General features: G+C 63.1%; 14 protein-coding genes. 5 read left to right on the forward strand and 9 right to left on the reverse strand.

What is annotated here, in order from left to right; all coding sequences use genetic code 11:
* Positions 1-9 precede the first annotated feature (9 nt).
* The 3 genes from J3U95_RS14295 to J3U95_RS14305 form a co-directional block, all read right to left on the reverse strand.
* Positions 10-3,282 (reverse strand): DUF4214 domain-containing protein, encoded by a 3,273-nt coding sequence (locus J3U95_RS14295; RefSeq protein ID WP_208279233.1) that lies wholly within the window; start codon positions 3,280-3,282, stop codon positions 10-12.
* 115 nt (positions 3,283-3,397) lie between these two features.
* Positions 3,398-7,213, reverse strand: a complete 3,816-nt coding sequence (locus tag J3U95_RS14300; RefSeq protein WP_208279234.1) for a DUF4214 domain-containing protein — start codon at positions 7,211-7,213, stop codon at positions 3,398-3,400.
* Positions 7,214-7,408: 195 nt separating this feature from the next.
* Positions 7,409-8,521, reverse strand: a complete 1,113-nt coding sequence (locus J3U95_RS14305; protein WP_208279235.1) for an acyltransferase family protein — start codon at positions 8,519-8,521, stop codon at positions 7,409-7,411.
* Positions 8,522-8,701: 180 nt separating this feature from the next.
* On the opposite strand from J3U95_RS14305, the gene J3U95_RS14310 reads away from it, so the two are divergent.
* Positions 8,702-9,592 (forward strand): sulfurtransferase, encoded by an 891-nt coding sequence (locus tag J3U95_RS14310; protein ID WP_208279236.1) that lies wholly within the window; start codon positions 8,702-8,704, stop codon positions 9,590-9,592.
* Between the two features lie 67 nt (positions 9,593-9,659).
* Here J3U95_RS14310 and J3U95_RS14315 read toward each other — a convergent pair whose 3' ends face one another.
* The 6 genes from J3U95_RS14315 to J3U95_RS14340 all read right to left on the reverse strand — a co-directional run bounded on the left by J3U95_RS14315 (position 9,660) and on the right by J3U95_RS14340 (position 18,825).
* Positions 9,660-10,256, reverse strand: a complete 597-nt coding sequence (locus tag J3U95_RS14315; RefSeq protein WP_208279237.1) for a DUF4214 domain-containing protein — start codon at positions 10,254-10,256, stop codon at positions 9,660-9,662.
* Between the two features lie 201 nt (positions 10,257-10,457).
* Positions 10,458-11,822, reverse strand: a complete 1,365-nt coding sequence (locus tag J3U95_RS14320; protein WP_208279238.1) for a TolC family outer membrane protein — start codon at positions 11,820-11,822, stop codon at positions 10,458-10,460.
* Between the two features lie 3 nt (positions 11,823-11,825).
* The gene (locus tag J3U95_RS14325) at positions 11,826-13,178 is read right to left on the reverse strand and encodes an HlyD family type I secretion periplasmic adaptor subunit (protein ID WP_208279239.1); all 1,353 of its coding nucleotides are present in this window, start codon (positions 13,176-13,178) and stop codon (positions 11,826-11,828) included.
* Positions 13,178-15,040, reverse strand: coding sequence for a type I secretion system permease/ATPase (locus J3U95_RS14330; protein ID WP_208279240.1), 1,863 nt, complete (start codon positions 15,038-15,040; stop codon positions 13,178-13,180). The genes J3U95_RS14325 and J3U95_RS14330 overlap by 1 nt, the downstream gene beginning before the upstream one ends.
* 244 nt (positions 15,041-15,284) lie before the next feature.
* Positions 15,285-17,072, reverse strand: a complete 1,788-nt coding sequence (locus tag J3U95_RS14335; protein WP_208279241.1) for a hypothetical protein — start codon at positions 17,070-17,072, stop codon at positions 15,285-15,287.
* Positions 17,073-17,454: 382 nt separating this feature from the next.
* A complete protein-coding gene (locus J3U95_RS14340) occupies positions 17,455-18,825 on the reverse strand; it encodes a FecR family protein (protein WP_208279242.1) in 1,371 nt (456 codons plus the stop codon).
* Between the two features lie 195 nt (positions 18,826-19,020).
* Between J3U95_RS14340 and J3U95_RS14345 the strand changes: the two genes are divergently transcribed.
* From J3U95_RS14345 to J3U95_RS14360, 4 genes are read left to right on the forward strand one after another with little or no spacing between them, the layout of a single operon-like run.
* Positions 19,021-20,961, forward strand: a complete 1,941-nt coding sequence (locus tag J3U95_RS14345; RefSeq protein ID WP_370662073.1) for a CHASE2 domain-containing protein — start codon at positions 19,021-19,023, stop codon at positions 20,959-20,961.
* Positions 20,958-22,196, forward strand: a complete 1,239-nt coding sequence (locus tag J3U95_RS14350; RefSeq protein ID WP_229519841.1) for a tetratricopeptide repeat protein — start codon at positions 20,958-20,960, stop codon at positions 22,194-22,196. Before J3U95_RS14345 ends, J3U95_RS14350 begins: the two co-directional genes overlap by 4 nt.
* A gap of 49 nt (positions 22,197-22,245) precedes the next feature.
* On the forward strand, positions 22,246-22,656 hold the full coding sequence (locus J3U95_RS14355; RefSeq protein WP_208279243.1) for a VanZ family protein: 411 nt from the start codon (positions 22,246-22,248) through the stop codon (positions 22,654-22,656).
* Positions 22,657-22,664: 8 nt separating this feature from the next.
* Positions 22,665-23,414 carry a Crp/Fnr family transcriptional regulator gene (locus J3U95_RS14360; RefSeq protein WP_229519842.1) on the forward strand — a complete coding sequence of 250 codons (750 nt, stop codon included), beginning with the start codon at positions 22,665-22,667 and terminating at the stop codon, positions 23,412-23,414.
* Positions 23,415-23,548: the final 134 nt, after the last annotated feature.

Raw genomic sequence — 23,548 nt, forward strand, 5'->3', positions numbered from 1 at the left:
ACGTTCAGTTCAATCCGGCAGCCCGACCAGGGTGATCTGCTCCATGGTCGGCACGCCATCGACGAAGGCCGCCAGCAGGGTCGCTTCGTCGGCATTGATCTCGCCGTTGCCATCCTGCTCCGTGTAGTACAGGAGGATCGCAGCGTCGCTGGACGCGTCCTTGGCCAGGATCAGCAGGCTGTCGCCCGCCTTCATCGTCTCCAGGTTCAGGCGCCCGTTCAGCGCTTCCAGGGTCAGCGAGCCCTCCTGGGCCAGGTGGTCGACGACAAAGGTCGCGTCAAGCGCGATCGATGCGGCCTCGGTCATCTCCAGGATTTCCACCACGTCGCCTTCGGCGGCCCATTCGAGCTTGCCATTGGCGTGTTTCTCGAGGCCCAATTGCGCATCGCCGCCCAGCGTGATCCTGTCGTCGACGCCGAAGCCGAGGATCAGGTCTTGTGCGCTGATATTGACGTCGTTGTACACGACGTTCACCGCGCCTTCGTCTGCGATCACCACGTCGGCGTTGTAACCGGTAACGAGTTCGGCGCTGGTGCCGGCCGTACTGCGGTACAGGAAGTTGAAGGGGCTGTTGTCGTTACCGCTGATGCCGTCCTTGAGCTTGAGCTCGCTGAAGATGGTAAAGCCCGGCACGACGACCTTGCCGCTCACACCGCCCGCGAACGTGACCTGGTTGGCCGCCAGGGTGCCGCCCGCGGTCGCGAAGGTCTCGCCATCCCACGCCATGCGGTAGATGCCGGCCGCGAGGGTGCCGTCGAGCTGGACTACGCCGCCGTCCTTGACGCCGAAGCCTGGGCCGTCCGTGTACTCGGTCGCCTGCTGGCCGCTGCGCACGTCGGTCAAGATGAACTCGCCATCCGCGAGCAGGCCATTAACGGTGGTAGCGACCGGCTTGGCCTGGTCCGGCATGGAGACCAGGGTGAAGGTGGTGTCGACGCCGGCCTCGAAGCCGAACTGGACGTTATAGACGTTCGACGCCACCGGCATCTTCGCCAGCGTGATGGCGCTGCCTTTGAACGTCAGGCTCGGGCCGCCGTTGCTGGCGTAGTCAGTGAACAGGAGGCTGTTGATGGTGGCATCCTGGGTCCACTGCAGCAGGTAGGCGGTGCCCTTGAGGTCGGTCTCGAAGCCGCCGCTCGAGGTCACGCTGCCGCGCACGACAGCCGCCTGGCCGTCGGCGGTGGTCGTCAGATAACCCTTGCCGACGGATTGCACGGCGCTGCCGTCGAAACCGAGGATGGAGAGCACGTCGCCCGCTTCGGCGCCGCTGATCTGGTCCATGCCGGCGATCGAGCCTCCGTTGAGGAATTCGCCCGTGAGCGTATCGCCGGCTTCGTACAACAGGGTGCTGGACACGCCATCCTTGACCAGCGTGATGGTATCGCCGCCGGCGCCGCCCGAAATGACGTCGCTGCCGCCATAGCTCAAGATCTCGTCGTCGCCATCGCCGCCGCTGAGGAAATCGTCGCCCTTGGTGCCCCGCAGCGTGTCATTGCCGCCGAAGCCCCACTGGTGGGTGATGCCCGACAGCAGCTCGCCCTTTGCGGTGCCGAAGTGGTAGACGCGGCCGCTCGGGTCGGCCAGGGGCGTGCCGCCGCCGATCGGCATCACGCTCAGGGTGCCGGCGGACTCGAACTGCTGCTGGCCGACCGTGACGGTGCCCTTGATCGCGCCGCCATCCTTGTCGGTCGAAAACAGCGGGGACGGACCCAGCGCCAGCGAGCCGGCGATCGGGCTGGTGATGGTCAGGCCATTGACCGTGGGCGTCGCCGTCAGGTTGGCCGCGAACGGACCGTCGATGGTGCGGCTGATGGTGTCGCCGACGTTGCCGGCGGCGTCGATCACACGCACTTCGACCGTCGGGTCGGCTTCGCGCAGGTCGATGCCTTCCAGGGTGAAGTGGCCGTTGCCGCCAATCTTGTCGACGTTGGTCCAGCCATCGTCGCCCTTGAGGCGCCACTGGACGATGCCGCCGTCGCGCTCGTCGATCGTGAAGGTGACGCTGGCGCTGTCCTGATCAGTCACCAGCGCGCCATCGGCCTTGCCTTCGATGCGCACGAAGCTCAGGTCACCGGACGGCCCGGTGGTGTCATAGGTGATTTTTTGCGCCAGCGTCTTGACCGGGTTCTTGTTGGCGTCGATCACGCGCACCTGCACGGTCGTCACCAGGTCGCCGATCACTTCCATGATGCCCATGCGGTATTCGAGGCCGCCCTCTTCCTTGCCCAGGTCCAGCAGGTCGAGGTGCTTGATGGTGATGACCCGGTCGACCGCCGCGATGTCGGTCCAGTTCTGGCCATCGGTGCTGTACTGGAAACCCTGGCCCGGACGCAGCTCGCCGGTATAGCCGAACTTGACGTCGACCACCTGCTGGTTGGTGACGGCATCGTTCACGCTGTCGTCGGGGCCCTGGTCGACGCTCAGGAACTTGAGCGTGACGCCGCTCGGCGCCGGAGTCGACGGAGCCGACGGATACACGACCTCGATCGCGGCCGGCAGGCCGCCCTGCGCCAGCGCCACGACCACGTCCTGCAGGGTGGCGTCGGCCGGCATCACTTTCAGTACTTGCGCCATGCCGCCGCCGCGCAGCAGCGACTCCAGCGTGGCCGGGCTGCCGGCGGCGGCTTTCGCCACGTCGGCCAGCGCCTGGGCCAGGACCACCGGATCGGCCGTGCCGCGCGCGGTGTCGAACAGCGCAAGCAGGCTGCTGCCGGTGGCGATCGCGTCGATCACGGCCGGATTATTGGCTGCGATGTCGGCGAAGGCCACGGTGGCCTTCACCAGTTGCGCAATGTCTTCCTGCGACGCGCCGGGCGTCACGGCGCGCACCAGCACGCGGGCAGCTTCGATCGAGGAATAACCGGCGTAGTCGCTGCCGGATTCTTCCACCTGGACGGTGAACGCGTCCACCGCCTGCTGGCGCAGGTCGAGCAGGCCCTTGTCGGTGCCTTGGGCGCCGCTCAGGATCTCGATGGCGACATCGGCCAGCGATGCCTTGCCCTGGGCGACCACGTCGGCCCAGTAGTCCACGCCGCTCTGCTCGGGCGCGCGGTTGAACAGCTGCTGGTAGATCTCGGCGATGCGTTCGGCCGGCGTGTCGTCGCCGAAGCGCACCTGCGCTTCGCGCGAGGTGGCGAAGGCGTCGATGATGGCGCGATGGTCGCCATCGTTATTCGCCAGCTGCTCGGTCCAGAACTTCAGGCCGGCAGGGTCGGCCGGACGGCCATAGAAGGCGAGGTAGAAAGAATTGACGGTAGATTGATAGGTGTCGAGTTCGTTCATGGTCGGTACGTCGTTGGTGAGTTGATTGGGATGTGGCGGGCACGTCCCGTCACCGGCCACTGCGCAGCGACATGCTGCGGCGTGGTGGCCGATGACGGGAACCGAGAGAAGCGGGTCAGACCGCTCCGGATGGAACCCGCTCGATTTGCGAGTAGTCCGGCACGCCACCGACGAAGGTGGCGATCAGCGTCACCTCGCCCGGATCGACCGTTTCGTTGCTGTCACGGTTGACGTAGTGCATCAGCATGCCGTTGCCCGTATGGCCATCCTGCGCCAGGAACAGCAGGCCGGCGTCCTCGCTGATGAGGCGGCCCTGGTACTGCAGGTTGAGCGTCGCCAGGGTGGCCGAACTGGCAACGTCGAGCTCGTCCGATACGAGCGCGCCCGAAGAGATGAAGGTCTCGAGGCCCGGATACAGGAAGCTTTCGAACACGATCTTGTCGTCGGCGCCGAAGCCGAAGACCAGGTCTTGCGCGGCGCTGTCGAGCTTGTCGTAGCGGATCGTTACCGCACCTGCCGATGCATCGATCACGTCCTGCCTGGTGCCGGTGGTGACCGTGGTCGACGTGTCTGCGGTGCTGCGATACAGCAGGCTGTCAGTGCGCGCGCCATGGTTGACCAGGCCGCCGTTCAGCGTCACGTGGGACTGCTGGCCGAACGCGTCGAGGCCGAAGCCCTGCTGCACGACGTTGCCTGCAACGCCGCCGGCGAAGGCGACGCCGCCCGAGTTGAAGCTGCCGCTGGCCGTGGCGAAGGTATCGCCATCCCACAGCGCGAGGTAGACGCCTGCCTGCAGCGCTTCTCCGAAATTCATGTGGCCATCCAAGCCGACGCCGAAATGCGCGCCGCTGGTGTAGCTCGGGTTCGTCGCAGCCGTGCTGCCGGTACGGTAGTCGTACAGCGAGAACGATCCATCGGCAAGCAGGCCATTGCTGGTCTGCGCCGCCTGCACGTCATCCGGCGTGCCTTGCAGGAAGAAGGAACTGGCGGTCTTCGTGAAGTGATAGCTGATGTCCTGGTACACCGACACCATGCGCTCGTCGACCAGGGTCAGCGTGCCCTTTTCGCGGTCGACCTCGAGGCCCAGCGCGGCGCCGTTGTAGTTGTTGAACATCACGCTGTTGATGCCTACATCGTCGGTCCACTGGACCATGTATGACGTGCCGCTGGCGTTGGCCGTGAAAGTCCCGCCCACCAGCGCGCCGCGGATGACCGCGAGGTAACCGGAATCGTCGCTCGTCAGATAGCTGTTGCTGACGGTGCCAGGGCCGTACTTGAAAATATTGCCGACCTCGATCACGTCGCCCGCCTCGGCGCCCGTGATCCGGTCCATGTCTTCGACACCGTTGCCATTGATGAACAGGCCGGTCCTGGTCTCGTTCTGGCCGTAGTGGAGGGTGCTGCCCTTGCCGTCCACGACCAGGGCGATCGTGTCCGCGCCGGCGCCGCCCGAGATGAAGTCGCTGCCGCCGCGCGAGATGATGATATCGTTGCCGTCGCCGCCGCTGATGAAATCGTCGCCGGTGGATCCATTCAGCTTGTCGTCGCCGGCAAAGCCCCACATATGCGTGCCTCCCAGGTTGTCATTCGTGTCGCGGCCAAGCTGGAAGATGAAGGTGCTGTCGTCGATCAGCGGCTCGCCCTGCTCCGGCGTGATCTTGATCGTACCGCTGCGATAGCCGCCCTGGGCGCCGACCAGGACCGTGCCCACGATCGCGCCGCCGCCCGGCGCGTTCGACAGCAGCGGGTCGCCGCTCAGGGTGATCGTGCCTGCGACCGAGCTCGTGATTTCCAGGCCGGCGACGGTCGCTTTCACGGTGACGCCGGCCGGTCCGTCGATGGTCACGCTGTCGGTGAACCCGACATTGCCTGCCGCGTCGATCACCTGCAGCTCGATGGTCGGGTCGGTCGCCGCCAGGTCGATGTTCTCGAGCGTGAAGGTGCCATTATCGTTATAGGCGTTGACGGTGACCCAATCCGCGCTGCCCTTGACGCGCCACTGGACGATGCCATCGTCCTTGTGGGCGACGCCGAAGGTCAGGTCGACCTTTTCCTGATCGGTCTTGAGCACGCCATCGAGTTCGCCCTCGATACGCTTGAAGCTCAGGATTTCGGTCGGATTGGTGTCGTCGAACGTGAATTCGAGCTTGTTCGACGCTGCGCTGGCATTACCGGCGTAATTGATCTGACGCACCAGGAGTGCGCCGGTGGCGATGTCCAGCGAGCCCAACTCGAGCTGGGGCACCACGCCGTCCTTGCTGACGCCGCCGAACTTCCAGTTCTTGCCGTCGTCGACAGAATACTGCCAGCCGGTCACCCACGCGGCGCCCAGTCCTTCGATGATCACGGTGCCGTCGTTGGTGACGCCATCCTTGTCGTCGATGCCGGTATCGTTGGCCAGGCGGATCGTCAACGCATCCGGCGTTTCGCGGTTGAGATTGAAGCGCATTTCCTTCGCTTCGCTGGCGTTGCCGGCGGCATCGAGCTGGCGGACCTGGACCGTGTGAATGCCATCTTCCAGCTCAGGCATGCTGTTCTGCCAGGTCGCCATATTGGCGCCGGGCGCCATGTACAGGTACTGGACGATCGCACCCTGTTCCAGGCCATCGATCTCGAAGCCGGCAACATTGGTGCTACCAGTGCTAAAGCCAGCGAAATGGCTGGCGGTCGCATTCACGAGCGCAACGTCCAGCATCTCGGCGAAGCGGTCGAGCACGAGCGTCTCGGTGGCCGACAGGATTTCCTGCTTGTTCGCGTCCACCAGGCGCAGTTGCACCGTGGTCAGGACGTCCTCGACCGGGCCCGCTTCCATGATGCCGATGCGCGGCGGCGGTGGCGGCGGCACGTCTTGCGCGCCGATGGTCAGGTCGACGTCCTTGAGCACGACGACGCCGCGGGTGGAGGTATCGATGCCTGCGCTGATCCAGTGCTTGCCGCCATCGATGGTGTACTGGAAGCTCTGGCCGGCCTTGACGGCGCCGTCGTAGGTGAACTTGACGTCGGCCTGTTCGACCTTGGTGACGTGGTCCTTGAGATCGCGGTCGCCGGCGCCGGATTCCACACTGTCGAACTTGAGCGACGATACCGGCGCGGATGGCGCCGGGGTTGCCGGAGCGCTCGGATACACGACCTCGATCGCGGCCGGCAGGCCGCCCTGCGCCAGCGCGTTGACGACATCCTGCAGGGTGGCATTGGCCGGCATCACCTTCAGCACTTGCGCCATGCCGCCGCCGCGCAGGAGCGATTCCAGCGTGGCCGGGCTGCCGGCGGCGGCTTGCGCCACATCGGCCAGGGCCTGGACCAGGACCACCGGGTCAAGCAGGCCGCGCGCGGTGTCGAACAGCGCCAGCAGGCTGCTGCCGGTGGCGATCGCATCGATCACGGCGGGATTGTTCGAGGCGATATCGGCGAAGGCCACGGTCGCTTTCACGACTTGTGCGATGTCCGCTTGCGACGCGCCCGGGGTCACGGCGCGCACCAGCACGCGCGCGGCTTCGATGGAGGAGTAACCGGCGTAGTCGCTGCCGGACGTTTCCACTTCGGCGGTAAACGCATCGAACGCCTGCTGGCGCAGGTCGAGCAGGCCCTGGTCGGTGCCCTGGGCGCCTTTCAGGATCTCGATGGCGACGTCGGCCAGCGAGGCATTGCCCTGCGCGACGACTTCTGCCCAGTAATCCACGCCGCTCTGTTCGGGCGTGCGGTTGAACAGTTGCTGGTAGATCTCGGCGATGCGCGCGGCCGGCGTGTCGTCACCGAAGCGCACCTGCGCTTCGCGCGAGGTGGCAAAGGCGTCGATGATGGCGCGATGGTCGCCACCGTTATTGGCCAGCTGCTCGGCCCAGAACTTCAGGCCGGCAGGATCGGCCGGACGGCCGTAGAAGGCGAGGTAGAAGGAATTAACCGTGGATTCGTGGGAAATCAGTTCGCTCATAGTCGATATCAATTAATTATGTACGGGTATTTGCCATGCATAATCAGTATGTATCCAAATGTAATTGCGAACTGGAAATATTTTTTGCTTTTTGCGGTTCTGTAGGGTTTTTCCTACATAAAGATATTAAAATACTATGTAATTACGTAATTGTGTCTTAGCTAAAATGAAATAAGTATCACTTTTTCCGCAATATCATCCTGCCACCGTGGCCGACGCCTTGGCCGCTGCCGCGCCATATCGGCGGCGCATGCGCAAGAATGGCTCTTCGACGATGTGGTAGCTGAGCGTTGCCAGCGCCCAGGTCGCCGCGTAAGTGACGACAATCATGAACAGGGCGTCGAGCCAACCAATGGCAAACGGCCGTACCGTCCCGACCTGGGTGGCCAGCAGATGCAGCAGCGCCATGTGCAGCAGATAGAACGAGAAGCTGATCTTGCCGCCATGCGTCAGCACGCGCTCCACCACGCCGGGCAGGCGTGGCCTGAAGGCGGTCCAGCCGAGGATCAAGAGGGCCCAGCCCGCGCTTTCGAGCAGCGACCAGCCGATCCAGAACGGCGAATGCGGCACGCTGCCGAAACTTGCCAGCCGGTGCATCAACGCCGTATCCCACATCACCAGCGCGATCGACGCCGGCACCAGCAAGGGCGCGACGCGCTGCAGGAGCGCGCCGTGGCGCGCATACACCATGGCGGCGATCATGCCGACGATGAACTGGTCGAAGCGGCCGACGAAGGTACTGAAATACATCAGCGTGCTGTTGGTGTTGACGGTGAACGCGGCCGCCTTGAAGAACAGCAGCAGCACCAGCCAGCCCATCAGGTAGCGGATGCCGCTTTCCATGGCAAAGCGCGCCAGGAACGGGAACACCATATAGAACAGGAATTCGAGCGAGATGGTCCAGGCCGCGCCGGTGATCGGCGTGCCGGACGTCGGCGCCAGGCCGAGGTTGGTGGCGAACAGGTACAGCAGGTCGGCCGGCTGGAACTTGTCGCGCCCGATCGAGGTGGCGACCAGGAAGATCACCAGGTACAGCGGCATGATGCGCAAGAGGCGGTTGCGCAAGAAGTCGGCATACACGATCTGGCGCTGGTGCAGCGCGATCAGCATGAACAGGAAGCCCGACAGGGTGAAGAACAGGCCCACGCCGGTATGGCCTTCGATGATCAGCGCCGCCCACGGCGAGCTCAAGCCGGTGCCGCCAAGGCCGCGATATTCCAGGTGGAAGTGAAACAGGAACACGAGCGTGGCCGCGAGCCAGCGCAACTGGTCGATTCGTGGGTTGTACCCGATGTTCAGCGACTGCATGCTGTGCCTCGTTATCAAAGGCAAGCATTGTAGCGTTACTGTTGTGAAATGGCCGGTGTATTTGTGGCCGGCCACGGATGGGTGCACTGTCGTGAAAATACCAGCGCCATGCGGTAGACGCTGCATGCTGACTTATAATATCGCCCTGTCTTTTCAACCGCCTTTGCAAGGCCTACGACCATGTCCTCCGAAACTCAGTACGTCAACATCGCCGCCTATAAATTCATCACGCTCGACAACCTGGAAGAATTGCGCCCGCAATACCAGGACCTGTGCAACGCGCTGGGATTGAAGGGGACCGTGCTGCTGACGCCGGAAGGCATCAATATGTTCCTGTCTGGTACGCGCGAACATATCGACCAGTATCTGACCTGGGTGCGCAGCGATGCCCGCCTGGCCGACCTGGAATGGAAAGAAAGCCTGTCGGCCGAACAGTCGCACAAGCGCATGCTGGTGAAGATCAAGAAAGAAATCATCACCATGCGCATGCCGCTGATCAAGCCGGAACTGGGCCGCGCGCCGGTGGTCGATGCCCCTACCCTCAAGCGTTGGCTCGACCAGGGTCATGACGACGACGGCGTCGAAGTCGTCATGATGGAAACCCGCAATGCCTTCGAGGTGGACGTGGGCACCTTCAACAACACGCTCGACTACCGCATCGAGAAGTTCACCGAGTTCCCGGCCGTCGCGGCCGAGCACAAGGACGAGCTGGCCGGCAAGACCGTGGTGACTTTCTGCACCGGCGGCATCCGCTGCGAAAAAGCGGCGATCCACATGAAGGAAATCGGCTACGACCGCGTATTCCAGCTGGAAGGCGGCATCCTGAAGTATTTCGAGGAAGTGGGCGGCGACCACTACACGGGCGATTGCTTCGTGTTCGACTACCGCACCGCGCTCAACCCGAAACTGGAACCGACCGAGACCGCGCAGTGCTTCGCCTGCCGCGCCGTGGTAACGCCACGCCAGCAGCTCTCGCCCGAGTATGTAGTGGGCGTGTCGTGCCCGCATTGCGCGGGCAAGCCGGTGCAGGGTGCGTCCGATGTGACTGCGCCTGACCAAGCGGCGGCCTGACGCCGTTCATACCGGCGCGCTGCGGCGCCGGATTCATTTCTTGCGCGGCGTCGACGCCGCGCATTCTTCAGGCTACCGGCAGTTCGACGCCGGTCTGCACGCCCACCAGCGCGGTTTCACCGGCAGTATGCGCGTCCACGATGCGGTCGATCCATGCGTCGACCACTTCGGTGTCGAGTGCGTCGGCGGCCGACGACAGGTCCTTGATCGTGGCGAGGAATTCGGCCGCGATATCGTTGCCAGGGCCGGCATAGGCGGCCTGCTCATGTGGCTCATCCAGGCGATCCGTGAACAGGGTCGCGGCGGCGATCTTGCCCTTGAAGGCGATCTCATCCTGCCCCTCGGCGCCGTCGGCGATCTGGGTCACCACGTTGTCGATGGTGATCATCTTGTTATCGAGTAGATTGGCCCAGTAGTCCACGCCTGCGGACTCGGCCTCGCGACCGAACAGGTTCATGTAAACCTCGCTCACCACCGCACGGTTGTCCATGCCGGCATAGGTGTCGCGGTATTCATCCGATGTCGAGAACGAGCGCGAGAGTTCATTCAGCGCATCCGGGTTGGCGTCCAGCGCATCCTTCCAGTATTCCAGCCCGGCGACATCGGCCGGACGATTGAAATACGCGACGTACAGTTCTTGGATATCGAGTTCGGCGATTGCCATGCTTACCTCCGCTATTAATTGGTGATTTGATATTACTCAAAATGAGTAATTAGCGGCGCACAGCTCGGTCGACATGAAGGAAATCACGTCTTTTGAGAGCTAGATAACGAAGATTGCTGCGAGTTATGTGAAATTACGGCGCCCACGTGAGGATCGGGGCGCTATGCAGCCACCTGCTTGGGCAGGCGGCTGGCATGGAGATCAGCGGAAGAACGCGGCGATCTCGCGGATGGCATCCGGCGCCATGGTGCCGGATGCGGCGCGCAGGCGCATCAAGCCTACGAGATACGAATAGCGTGCCTGGGCCAGGTCACGCTGGGTGGTCACCAACTGCGACTGGGCGTTGAGCAGGTCGAGGTTGATACGCACCCCTCCCTTGATACTTTGCTCGGTCGCCTTGACGAGTTCCTTGCCCGAATCGACCGCCTTGACGAGGGCATCGATCTTGCGACCGCTGCTCTGCACAAGATCGTAGGCGCGGCGCAGCTCGACCATGATCTCGTTGGTGCGGGCATCGAGTTCGGCCTGGGCGCGGCCATAGCTGGCCGCAGCCTGGCGCGTCTGTGCGCTGATCGCGCCGCCCGAATAGATCGGTATATTCACCTGAAGGCCGATCGAGCGGTTGAGCGTGTCCTGACCTGCCACGCTCAAGGTCTCGCTGAGGTTCTTGCCGTAGGAAGCGACCAGGTCGACGCGCGGCAGGTGGCCCGCCTTGTTGCGGCCAATCTCGAGCCGCGAGTTTTCCACCGCCAGCCGCGACGCCGCCAGAGTGTTGTTCTGGCGCAGCGCTAATTGCTGCCATTCCTCGTACGTGGTGACGTCCAGCGTAACCGGCCGGAAGTTCGCGCCGATCTGGTCGAGCGTACCTGGATCCATGCCAATCACGCCGGCCAGCGTATTGCGTACCGCGGTCACATTGTCTTGAGCTTCGACCAGCGCGGCTTCGGCCACATCGAGCCGGGCCTGGGTTTCCAGCATATCGGTGCGGGTTCCCTCACCTCGCTCGAACAGGAACTGGTTCACCTTCTGCTGCTCTCTGTGCATGTCGCGCTGGGCACGTGCGAGCGCCAGCTGGTCCTCGGCGAACAAGGCATCCATATAGGTACTGACCAGGCGCACCGAGACTTCGTCAGCGCCCGCCTCATAGGCTTCCTTGGCCTGGGCGCTCTGCACCTTGCCCTGGCGGTAGCGCTGGATCGCGTCCATATTGAACAGAGACTGGCGCAGCTGTACGACCGAGGAGCGGCTCAGGTATTTCGGGTAATCCTGAATCAACTGCTCTCGGCCCAGGACATCCCTGCTGATGTACTCGCGGTCGACCCGGTTCTGGTTGATCGTATGGCTTGCCACAACGCTCGGCAGCAGCTGCGAACGGCCCAGGATCGCGTTTTCCTTGCCGCTCTCGTTCTCGTAATAACGCATGCGGAACACCGGGTCATGCTTGAGCGCGGCCTGGTAGGCCTCCTCCAGGGTGATCGCACTGGCGCCACCGGTCATGCACAGGCCAGCGGCCAGCAGCGCGCCCGCTGCCAGGCCGCGCAAGCGGAGCTTGGTCGTGAGGGCCATGGCTTACTCCTCGCTAAGCGCCGAGTGGGCACGGTCCATGATCGGCTTGAGCAGGTAGCTCATCATGGTGCGCTCGCCGGTCTTGACGAACAGCTCGACCGGCATGCCGGGACGGATGTCCATCTTGTGGCCGACGATCTTCTTCTCGCCTTCCGGCGTCACTTTCACGTGCACCTTGTAGTACGGCGCGCCGGTACGCTCATCGACGCTGCGGTCGGCCGAGATGTACAACAGCTCGCCATCGATGTGCGGCGTCTTGTTGGTGTTGAATGCCGAGAAGATCAGCTCGACCGGCAGGCCCGAATGCACCTTGTCGACCAGGTTAGTAGGCAGCTGGCCGTCGACGATCAGCGGAGCATTGCTAGGAACGATGTCCATCATTTTGAAACCGGGCGGCACCACGCCACCGTTGGTGAACACCGCCAGGCCAACCACGGTACCGTCCGCTGGAGACCGGACCTCGGCATTCGACAGTTCAAAATGCTGGGCTGCGCGGCGCGCGGCCTGGCTCTCGGCTTCGCGCTGGTAATCGGACAGCTGGGCACCCACTTCTTTCTGGTAGTCCTGCTGCCGTTGCGCGCGGCGCATGGTCAGTTCGACCACCTGGCGCTGCGAGCGGCCGATATTGCCGATGTCTTCCGAAATTGCGCCGCCCAACTGAGCATAGGTGCGCTCCAGGTCGAGCAGGCGGTTGCGGGCGACGTAGCCTTCTTTCGCCAGGTCACGCATGCCGCCCAGCTGTTCTTTCAGGAATTCGACCTGCTCCTTCTTGCTGTCGCGCGATTCCTGCAGGCCGGAGATTTGCATCTTGAGGCCTTCGATGCTGGCGTCGACACCAGCCATCTCGTTCTGCAACGAGCTTTGGCGCGACATCAGCAGCTGGTTCTGCAACGTCATCAATTCGCTCACGCGCGGTTCCGCGCGACGCTTTTCGAGCTCTTCCGGAAACTTGATCGTCTTCAGGCCGTCACGCTCCGCAGTCAAGCGCGCAACGTTCGCCAGTGCCGACAGATAGGATGCTTCTGCAACCTCATACGCCGACTGGGCCGTGATCGGATTCATGCGCACCAGCACCTGACCCTTCTTGACCACATCGCCATCACGTACCAGCAATTCCTGGACCGTGCCGCCGGTCTGGTGCTGAACGGCCTGTCGATTCGATTCCGTGGCCACGGTGCCGGACAGGGGCACACCTTTGTCGAGTGGCGCGAACAGCGCCCACAACAGGAAGCCGCCAAATCCCAGCAACACGACGATCCAGCCGATCCGGCTGAATGCACGGGCATCGGTCTGCACTTCAAGCGGCGTCACGTCGTGTGCGATGACTTCGGCCGCATCTTTCTTCACCAGCTTCATCAGTTCGATTCTCCAGTAGTCGCCGGCGCTGCGGCTGGCGTGGCCGCTGGCGTGGCGGCACTGTCTTTCATGTCAGGGGTCTGCCCGGGAGCCGCGTCAGTCGCTGCCTCCTCGGTGCGTATGCGGCGCCTTGGCGACGCTGCCGCCGCGCGTTCCTGCGCAGCTTCGATAGCCTTCTTGTTCGCTTCCTGGATGGCCGCCAGCACCTGCTGGGTCGGGCCGAAAGCCTGCACGCCGCCATCCTTCATCATCAACAGCTTGTTGGTCGCGCTCAGGACGCTCGGACGATGCGTGATCAGCACGATGGTCTTGCCGCGCCGGCGCAACTCCAGCACCGCCGCCACCAGCGACTGCTCGCCGACTTCATCCAGGTTCGAATTGGGTTCATCCAGCACGATCAGGGATGGATCGTCATACATCGCGCGGGCCAGGCCCAGGCGCTGCTTCTGTCCGCCGGACAGGCCGGCGCCACCATCGCCAAGCGGCGTATCGTAGCCTTTCGGCAGGCGCAGGATCATGTCATGCACCCCGGCGCGCTGGGCGGCTTCGACCACCTTCTCGGCATTGACTTCGCCGAAACGTGCAATGTTCTCGCTGACGGTACCGCTGAACAATTCGATGTCTTGCGGCAGATAACCGATGCTCGGACCCAGTTCGGCCTTGTTCCACTGATAGATGTCAGCGCCGTCAAGGCGGACCTTGCCCATCATTGCAGGCCAGACACCCACCAGCAGACGAGCCAGAGTCGACTTACCCGAACCGCTCGGTCCGATGACGCCGACCACGTCGCCAGGAGCAACGCCAAAGCTGACGTTACGCACGATCGGTGCATTGCTGCCCGGAGGCGCAGCGGTCACCGCTTCGACGGTCAGGGTACCTTTTGGCTTTGGCAGTTCCATGCCGGCTGAACGCGCAGGATTGGTCTCGAGCAGCTTCGTGAGGCGTTCGTGGGCACTGCGGGTGCTGCTCCAGCTCTTCCACACACCAATCACCTGCTGGACCGGTTGCATCGTACGGCCGACCAGGATCGAGGCGGCGATCATCATGCCTGGGGTGATCTTGTTTTCCAAAACCAGCAAAGCGCCGAAACCCAGCACCAGCGAAGTCAGTGCGCTCTGGACAAATTTAGTGGCGGCGCCAATCGAGCCAGCCTTCTGGCTCGCATCCGCCTGCAGCGACAGGAATTTTCCGTGGGTCTTGAACCAGCGTCCCATCAGGTTCGGCAGCATGCCCATCGACTCGATGACTTCGGCATTGCGCAGGTTGTTGGTTGCCATCGTGCTGGCGGTGACCGCCATCGTGTTGGCCTCGGAGAGGGGCGCGCGGGTAACGCGTTCATTGACGATGGCCAGTACGACCAGGATCAGCGTGCCACCCAGGGCAAACCAGCCGAGCGCAGGTTCGAACAGGAAGATGACGATCAAATAGATCGGGAACCATGGCGCGTCGAAGAAGGCGAACAGCGCATTCCCGGTCAGGAACTGACGCAGGTTGGTCAGGTCACTCAAGGCTTGACCGGCATTGCCGCCAGCCTGTTTCAGGTTCTGCTCGAAGGCTGCAGTGTAGACACGCTTGTTCAACATCATGTCGAACTTGGCGCCAACACGAACCAGCACGAAAGAACGGACTACTTCAAGCGTGCCGATGAACAGGAATGCGCCCAGCATCAGCAGCGTCAGCATCAACAGGGTGATCTCGTTTCGGCTGGCGAGCACGCGGTCATACACCTGGAGCATGTAGATAGAGGGGGTGAGCATCAACAGATTGATGATCGCACTGAACACGCCGATCGTGATGAAGGTGCTCTTGAAGGCTAGTAGAGCGCGCTCGATCTCGTTTTTTTCGTTTAGCAGTTTTTTCATGGCCTGTGGTCAAAAGACAGTGGTATCGAGGGTCCTCGATCCGGCTCAACAGTTTCCCTATTTCAAGTTCCTGTTCAGCGCGCCCATTATGACGCAAATCCATAGCTTTTTGTGATTCTCATCACAAATTATGATCACTTTGACCACAAGACAGTCGTACAGCCGCTACAGGCGTAAAAAAACCCGCCACCTTGCGGTGGCGGGTTCTTAGTGCTTACTGCGAGCCCGCTAGGCGGGCATCACATTAGGCGTTCGGGTTCAGCGTGATCACGCCGTTGTTCAGTTGCAGGTCGGTTGCATCGACACCCACCAGGGTGATGACGCTGACGTCGCCGCTGTCCGAACCGTAGGCTTTGGTTTCGACGTGGATCTCGGCACGGCCGCCGTTCTGGACGAAGAACACTTCCAGAGCTGCGTCGTCGCCGGTGCTCAGGGCGCCGGCGTTCAGCTTGTACTCGGTGCCGACGAAGATCGAATCGTTACCGCTAGCGCCAAAGCCGGTCAGGGTGGTGGCAGTTGCGGTACCCAGGATGAAGATGTCCGATGCCGAGGTAGCGCCGACGACAGCGTTATCCAGCGGAGCCGGTGCGACGTAGCCGTTGGCTTCGAAGGCTTTGGTAGCAGCATCCACAGCGTCGGTGATGACTTTGTACTCAGCCTGCAGAGCGACAGCAGCTTCCCACTTGACAACCAGCTTGTCCAGATCGGTGATTGCTTTCTGGGCCGCTGCAACTTGGGTGGTCTCGGTAGCGACATTGCCCACCAGTGCTTGCTCGTCAGCGGACAGCTTCGTGACTTCGGCTTGAGCGTTGCTCAGAGTGGCCTTAGCGGTGGTGTCCAGCAGGACTGCATCTTGGTGATCGCGAATTGCGGTCATCAGTGCGGTCACGCCTGGGTAGGCAGCTTCGGTCACGCCAGGGGCCAGCGACAGAGCACCGGTAGTGGAATTCACGCGGATCAGGGTGACGTCGTCAGGGCTGGTCGCACCAGCTGCTGGGTCGATGGTCACGCTGGTCAGCTTGCCAGTGGTGGTGTCGGTCACGAGGGTGACTTCGCGGGTGCCGCCAGCACGTGCCTCAACGGTTGCAACAGCTGCGTCTTCGACGCGACCAGCCACGACCAGTGCGTCAGCTGCCGACTTGGCTGCAGTGGTTGCAGCTGCCAGGTTGTCGGCGCGAGCCAGAACACCAGCGGTGTTGGCTGCTGCACGAGCAGCTGCCAGTTCGCCGCGCTCGGTGGTCAGGGTTGCGGCCATATCGGCTTCAGCCTGAGCCAGCAGAGCAGCTTGCACAGCTGGTTTGCCGTTATTTGCTGCAAAGCCAGTGACCACAGCGTCGATCGGAGCTGCTGCGGCGGTGATGTCGCCCTGCAGTTCGGTAGGTGCGTTCAGCTTGGTCAGGTCGTTTTCTTTCAGGAAATCAGCCTGTTCCTTGTTAGCAGCGCGCAGTTCGGTCATAGCCGATTGCAGGCTGAACGGGGTGCCAGCCTTGACGACGCCAGCGACGGTAGCGTTCAGTGCGGCAGGAGCGATTGCCGACTCCAGGGTCGCGTCGGTGGTGATACCAGCGATGAATGCCTTGGCCAGGTTCAGGGAGTCGGCGCCAGCGTAGCCAGCTTGCTCAGCTGCGGTATCCAGGGCTGCGGTGAAGGCGGTAGCAGCAGCAACTTTGTTCTCGACGGCTTCAGCGTCGGTGCCTTGGGCGCCTTTAGCGACTTCAGCAACGATGGTGCTGACCGACACGGTGCCCTTGCTCAGCAGGTCGACCCAGTACGAACGGCCGTCGGTGGTCGAGGTGCCACGTGCGAACATGTTCGAGTAGATCTGGTCAACGATCTGGGCCGGGGTCTTCTGGTAGAAGGCGACGATGTATTCAGGCTGAGCGGAGAACGATGCCGACACAGCGGTGGTCGAGCCACCTTGGGCTTCAACGACGTTGGTCCAGTAGTCCAGGCCTGCTGGGTCAGCAGGACGGCCGAAGTATGCAACGTACAGTTCTTGGACTGCTGCGACGTGGGTAGCGACGATTGCCATGTATAACTCCAAATAAAAGATCGATCGATCGAAATGTTGAATCAATGTTGCAGGAGGTAGATTCACCCCTGTAAGCCCAACGGACCGCATCATGACAGATCGCTAGCGAGCTGATGTGTGACGGCGATCACAAACCCGACAAAGTTTTTCGAGAAAATTACAAAATCGGTACAAATCCGACTTTCACTCACCACAATGAAGTATGTATACCCCTTAATTCTCACCAATTTACACGCAAGTCTTCGCATAAATCACATAAGCATGTTTGTTACATACCGAAACAAAATATACATTTTGTGGTTGCCTCGCATAATTCGGTCGTCCCTATGAGCGATAAAAAAACCGGGGAAGGCCCCGGTTTTTTAAATACGACAAGAAATTATCAACGCCAGGTTGCACCACCATTTACTCGTCTGCGCTCATCGATACGACCGTCAAAAATGGTCGCAGCAGTCCCGGACGGCCCTCGCTCATTGCTGAGTAAGCCCTGAATATTCAGATAACCGTAGCGGCCGGCAGAATCACCGTACATCCGGCCGTCATCCAGAACCTTCCCCTCGCCTCGAAGCTTGACCACATCGCTACTAGTATTGAGATCCATATTGGTCACAAAGCTTCTGTTTCCAAAATCGACTTTCAAGGAACCATTCGACAGCGATGCTTTGCTGGTGAGGGTATTCCCACCACCATACTCAGTAATCACATAAGCTTCGCTGCCGCGCAGTGTGAAGCCCACACTGCCATTATTAGGCGTCACGTAGTCCTTACCGGGGGTACGGAACAGCGCAAAGTAGCCATTCAACGCGATCAACTTGTTCTTGTCGCTCTCGACCGAGTAGTTGAGCGGCGCTGGTGTTGCATCCACGCGCTGCCAGCGGCCCCATACGATACGGCTGTCTGGCTGATCAGGCACAACGACCACTGGCGGATCGACAGGAAGAGTTGGAACTGGAATCGGCGTCGTGTCGGGATTGGGGTTCGTCCCGGGGTTGGGCGCTGGCGGCGGATTACCACTTGGCGGCCCGGCCTTGTCGATCGCCGCCACCAGGCCGAGATTCTTCGCGGCTTCCACACTGACGTTTGGCTGGCCACTGCCATTCTTGCTCAACGGCTCATCCGAACGCGGCGCAGCCTGGCTTGGCCCTTCCGAACCAGCCTCGACCATTTGCGGCGCGGCCTGTCCGCGGGTAACCTGCAGCAACTGCCCACGCTGCGCCGCACTCAGTTCACGGCTCAGCGCCCCTTCGCACGGCCCAGCCCCTTCTGGACGGCAACCACCAGCAAAGCCACTGACAACCACACCGCCAGAAAATACCGACACGCGCGACGTATCGCTATCGGTCACAACGGTAAAATCAGTCCCGCGCACGCCAATGGCGGCAACCGGCGTATTAAAACGGAAATTCTGCCGCGCATGCTTGACCGCATCGCCCGACCGGCTGCGCGCGGTCCCGCTGATCAGCTCGAACTTGACCTTGGTATTGGCCGGGTTCCGCTGATCGATGTGGTAGGTGACGATGCGCGCCTGCGTCTGCGGACGCAGGATGAACAGGCCATTATCGGCCGTCTTCACATAGATATAGCCGTCGGCGCCGGTCGTGAGCATCTGCCCCTCCTCGACCCGGGCGCCTTCCACGGCGGGACGGTCGCCGGCCTTGGCGGCCCCGGCGACGAAGATGATCTTGCCCGCCTCGGCAGCATGAGCGAACTGCGCGGCGCATGCGAGCGTTGCGGTAATGAGTAATTTATGCAAGATGGATCCCCTTTCCTTTCCACTGTACCGTGTTGCCAAGACAAGGCTCTGTGACGGACGTCACATTTTATATGAACGGCACACCAAATAGTTGCAACATAGTTTGTTCAATTTCCAAATAAACAATGCATCTAAGCAACCCTGACGATATACTTGCTGCCTTATTCAACTGTCGTTACAACCAACGAGTAGCGCGTGGCGCAACCTAACACCCAAGCACGGCCCCGCGGACGCTGGATCATCGCCGCGCTTGCCTTCATGGTTACCTTGTGGTCGCAGTACGCGATCGTCGCGCCATTGTCGCTTGCTGACAACATCTGGACCCGTACCACCCTGAACCAGGTGTCTTTCCTGCCGAACGAATGGCTGCGCGATGCCTTCCTGCGGCTGCAAGTAAGCGACGATCCCGAACCGCGCATCCTGGTGGTCGACATCGACGAGGCATCGCTGGCCGAGCTCGGCCCGTGGCCATGGCCGCGCGAGCGCCTGGCCCACCTGGTCGAGATCCTGCTGGCCGAATACGCGGCGCGGGGCGTGGCGCTGGACATCGTGCTGCCATCGAACAGCAAAGACGATGCAGGCGACGACCGACTGGCCCTGCTGGCGGCCCACGGCCCGCTGGTGCCGGCCCAGGCCTTCGACTTCGATTTCGCCGGCAACCGCCCGCAGCCGGTGCGCGACGGCAACCTGGGTGGAGCAAGTACCCGCTATCGCGACGGCGTACCGGCCACCGGCTACGTCGGCAATTATCCGGCGCTGGCCGCGGCGCCCAATATCGGCGCCATCGGCTTCATCCCCGACCCCGACGGCTCGCTGCGCCGCATTCCCCTGGTAACCCAGTTCGCCGGCAAGCAGTACCCCGCCCTCGGCCTTGCCCTGCTCGATTGCTGCAGCGGCAAGCCGCCCCTGGCGCTGCCCGACGACAGCCTGATGCGCATCCCTTATCGCCGCGACTGGCGCGCCTATACCGTGGTGAGCGCGGCCGACATCCTGGCGCAGCGCATCGTGCCCTCCAGCGCCAGCGCTCGCCTGGTGCTGATCGGCTCGTCGTCGCTGGGCATGGGCGACCGCGTCTCGACCCCGCTCGCCGCCAGCCGCCCCGGCCTGGGTGTCCAGGCCACGATCCTGTCGGCCCTGCTCGACCGCCAGGAAGGCAAGCTGCCCGCGCCCTGGCCCGGTCGCCTGGCCGCCTGCCTGTTCGCGCTGGCCTCGATCGTGCTCTGCACCCTGGCCTTCCCGCGCCTGTCGGCCGCTGCCGGCGTGGCGCTGCTGGGTCTGAGTTCGGCCCTGTGGCTCGCCCTCGCCTATGTGCTGGTGCGCCACGATCCCGATTTCGCCCCGGTTGGCCCGCTCGCGACCAACCTGTTCCTGCTGGCGGTGGCGGTGCCCTACCAGTGGCACCAGGCCCAGCGCCGCTCGCGCCACCTGCTGCAAACCCTGCGCCAGTACGTGGCGCCGGCCGTGGTCGAGCAACTACTGCGCAGTGAAGAAGAAGATCCGCTGCGCCCGCGCCAGCGCGACGTTACCACCCTGGTGGCCGATATGGAAGGCTATACGACCCAGGTCGAGTCGCTGCCGGTGGAAGAAGCGGCGAAACTGACGCGCGATTTCCTCGACTGCCTCACCGGCCAGGTGATCGCCCACCAGGGCACGCTGGACAAATACACCGGCGACGGCATGATGGCGTTCTGGGGCGCGCCCCTTCCCCTGGAACAGCATGCCGACCTGGCGCTGGATGCCGCGCGCGAAATGACGCGCCGCGTGGCCGCGCTGAGCGCCGAGCGGGTGCGCCAGGGTTACCTGCCGCTGCGGGTGCGGATCGGCGTCGAAAGCGGCAACGCGATGGCCGGCGATTTCGGCACCTCGTTCCGCAGCATCTATACTGCGGTCGGCGACAGCGTCAACACCGCGGCACGCCTGGAACAAGTGGCGCGCGACTTCCCGCACGACATCATCATCGGCCCGGGCACGATCGACCGCAGCCGGCGTCATCGTTTTCTCGCCCTGGGCGAGCGTTTGCTACGTGGCAAAGAAAGAGCAACTCCTCTGTTTACCCTCGATATGACCATTACGGACGACGCAAGCGATCCGCAAGCCTCCGGCGCCCCCCGCGATCTCGCGAAAGGCGCGCCATGAACCGCATGCACATCCTGGCACTGGCCCTGTTTGCCCCTGGCCTGGCGCTGGCCCAGTCCGGGCCGGCCGCGCCGGTGCCGACCGCCGAAGAGCGGCTCTACCAGCAAGCCCTGGAATCGCTGGCCGAAGGCCGCAAGACCGATGCCTCGGACCAGATGACGCGCCTGATCGGCATGGTGCCGCAGCACGCCGGCGCCTGGCTCGACCTGGCCCTGATCCAGTGCAGCCTGGGCCAGACCAACGAGGCCGAGCGCCTGTTCGCCACCGTCGAGACGCGCTTCGATCCGGCGCGCGAGATCCTGGAACTGATCGCCGAGGCGCGCGACACCGGCTGCATGGCCTGGACCCCGTCCAGCTCGGGCGCATTGAGCGTCACGCGCGGCGTCGACGACAACGTCAATCAGGGCGCCAGCAATTCGACCTTCATCGTCGAAGGCCCGGACGGCCAGCTCGAGCTGCCGCTGCTGGAGGATTTTCTCCCCAAGCGCGACCAGTACACCCAGCTCGGGGGCGACTACGTACGCGACCTGACCGCCAACGGCACCATGGGCTTCGTGCAATTCCAGGGGCGGCGCTACGACCGCCTGCGCGACTACGACACCGCCTCGCTGTACGCCGGCGTCGAGTCGCCCTGGCGCTTCGGGCGCTGGGTGGTGCGCGGCACCGGTTCGCTGGGCGTGTCCGGCATGGGCGGCCACCTGTACCAGCGCCAGGCCCAGGCCCAGCTGCGGGTCACGCCGCCGCTGCCGCTGCCGCCGCGCACCCAGCTGCACCTGATCGGCGCCGCCTCGCTCACCAAGTACGCCACGCTCGAGACCTTCGATTCCGAGATGTTCGAGGCGCGCGCCCTGCTCACTCACCATACGGGCTCGTTCAGCGTCAACGCCACCGCCGGCCTGCTGTCGGACCGCGCGCGCGACGACCGTCCCGGCGGCAACCGCCATGGCAGCTACCTGAGCCTGAACGCGCGCCAGCCGCTCGGCTGGAACACGGTGGCCGAGCTGGCCTACACGCGCCAGACCTGGGACAGCGCCAGCGCCTATTCGCCCGAGCTCCTGATCGACCAGGTACGCGCCCAGCGCACGCAGGTAGTGCGCGCCTCGCTCACTTACCAGATGGCCAAGCGGCAAAACGTTGTGCTGGAGGCACGGGCAGTCCGTAATCGCGAGAATATTTCGATCTTTCAGTACAATAACCGCCAGTTGCAGCTGAGCTGGCAGTGGCTTTACCCCTGAGTTGGGCTGTACAATCGCGGGTTCGTGAATCTGTAGGGTTGTCGGCGGCATGGGGCTGGAAGCGATCTTGTTTGTCTGCGCCGCGGCCGCCGTGTGCATTGGCTGCCTGGTGCCGAACCGCTGGCTGCCGCCGTTGCCCAACGATAAATTCCTGCATTTCGCCGCTTTCGCCGTGCTGACCGTGCTGGCCCTGCGCATCGCCGACGGCTTGGTCGAGACGGCGTGCTGGCTGGCCGGACTGCTGGTCGGGGGCTGGCTGATCGAATGCCTGCAGACCCTGGTTCCAGACCGCCGCTTTTGCTGGCGTGACATGGCCGCCAATACCGCCGGCATCGCCTGCGCCGTACTGGCGGTGGCGCTCGCCGGCCAGGCAGGCTTGACCGGGTCAGGCCCGGCAGAAAATACTGTCGGAACGGCGGCGACGCCGTCGGCCATGCCTCCCGGATTTGTACGAGACTAAACCCCCAGATGACTTCCACCACCAAGCTTTCCCAGAATGCCGAAGCCGCACCGGGCGCGGCGCCGCAGCTGCAGGAACGCCAGATCCAGGTCCACCTGCGCAAGATCCCCTTGCTCGCCGACCTGGACGACGAGGACATCGCGCGCGTCAAGACCGAGCTGCGCTACCGCCACTTCCCGAAGCGTTCGGTGGTGCTGCACAAGGGCGGCAATGCCGATGCGCTGTTGTTCCTGCTGTCGGGCCAGCTGCAGGTGATCGACGTCACCGAAGACGGGCGCGCGGTCGGCCTGCGCATGCTGGCGGCCGGCGACTTCTTCGGCGAGATCGCCCTGATCAACGGCTCGACCCGCTCGGCGTCGGTGGTGGCCACCACCGAGGTGCTGGTCGCCTTCCTGCCGGCCTCCACCGCCCTGCACCTGTTCTCGCACTCGCCGTCGGTGGCGCGCAAGATGCTGGGCCACCTGGCGCAGAAGATCCAGCGCGACTCGGAATTCCGCGCCCTGCTCAGCATCAACAACACGTCGCGCCGCATCTTTACGTATATCGCCCTGATGCCGCAGATCGTGGACAAGGACGGCAAGCGGGTGGTCGAGAACCTGCCGACCCACCAGGACATCGCCAATATGATCAATACCAGCCGCGAGACCGTCACCCGGGCGCTGCTGACGCTGGTGCAGCAAGGCGTGGTGCAGAAGGAAGCGCATCGGCTGGTGATCCTGGATCCGAATGCGCTGCAGAGGCTGGCGCAGGGCGGCTGACGAGGCGTTGAATGGGCGCATGCATCAGCATGCGCAAGTGCTCGCACACACACTAGTACGCACTCACCACCACCCCATGCACGTCGTTCCCGCGCAGGCGGGAACCCAAGATTGCTGGCGCTGACGCTGCACTT

Source organism: Massilia oculi, assembly GCF_017582745.1.
GTDB lineage: Bacteria > Pseudomonadota > Gammaproteobacteria > Burkholderiales > Burkholderiaceae_D > Telluria > Telluria oculi_A.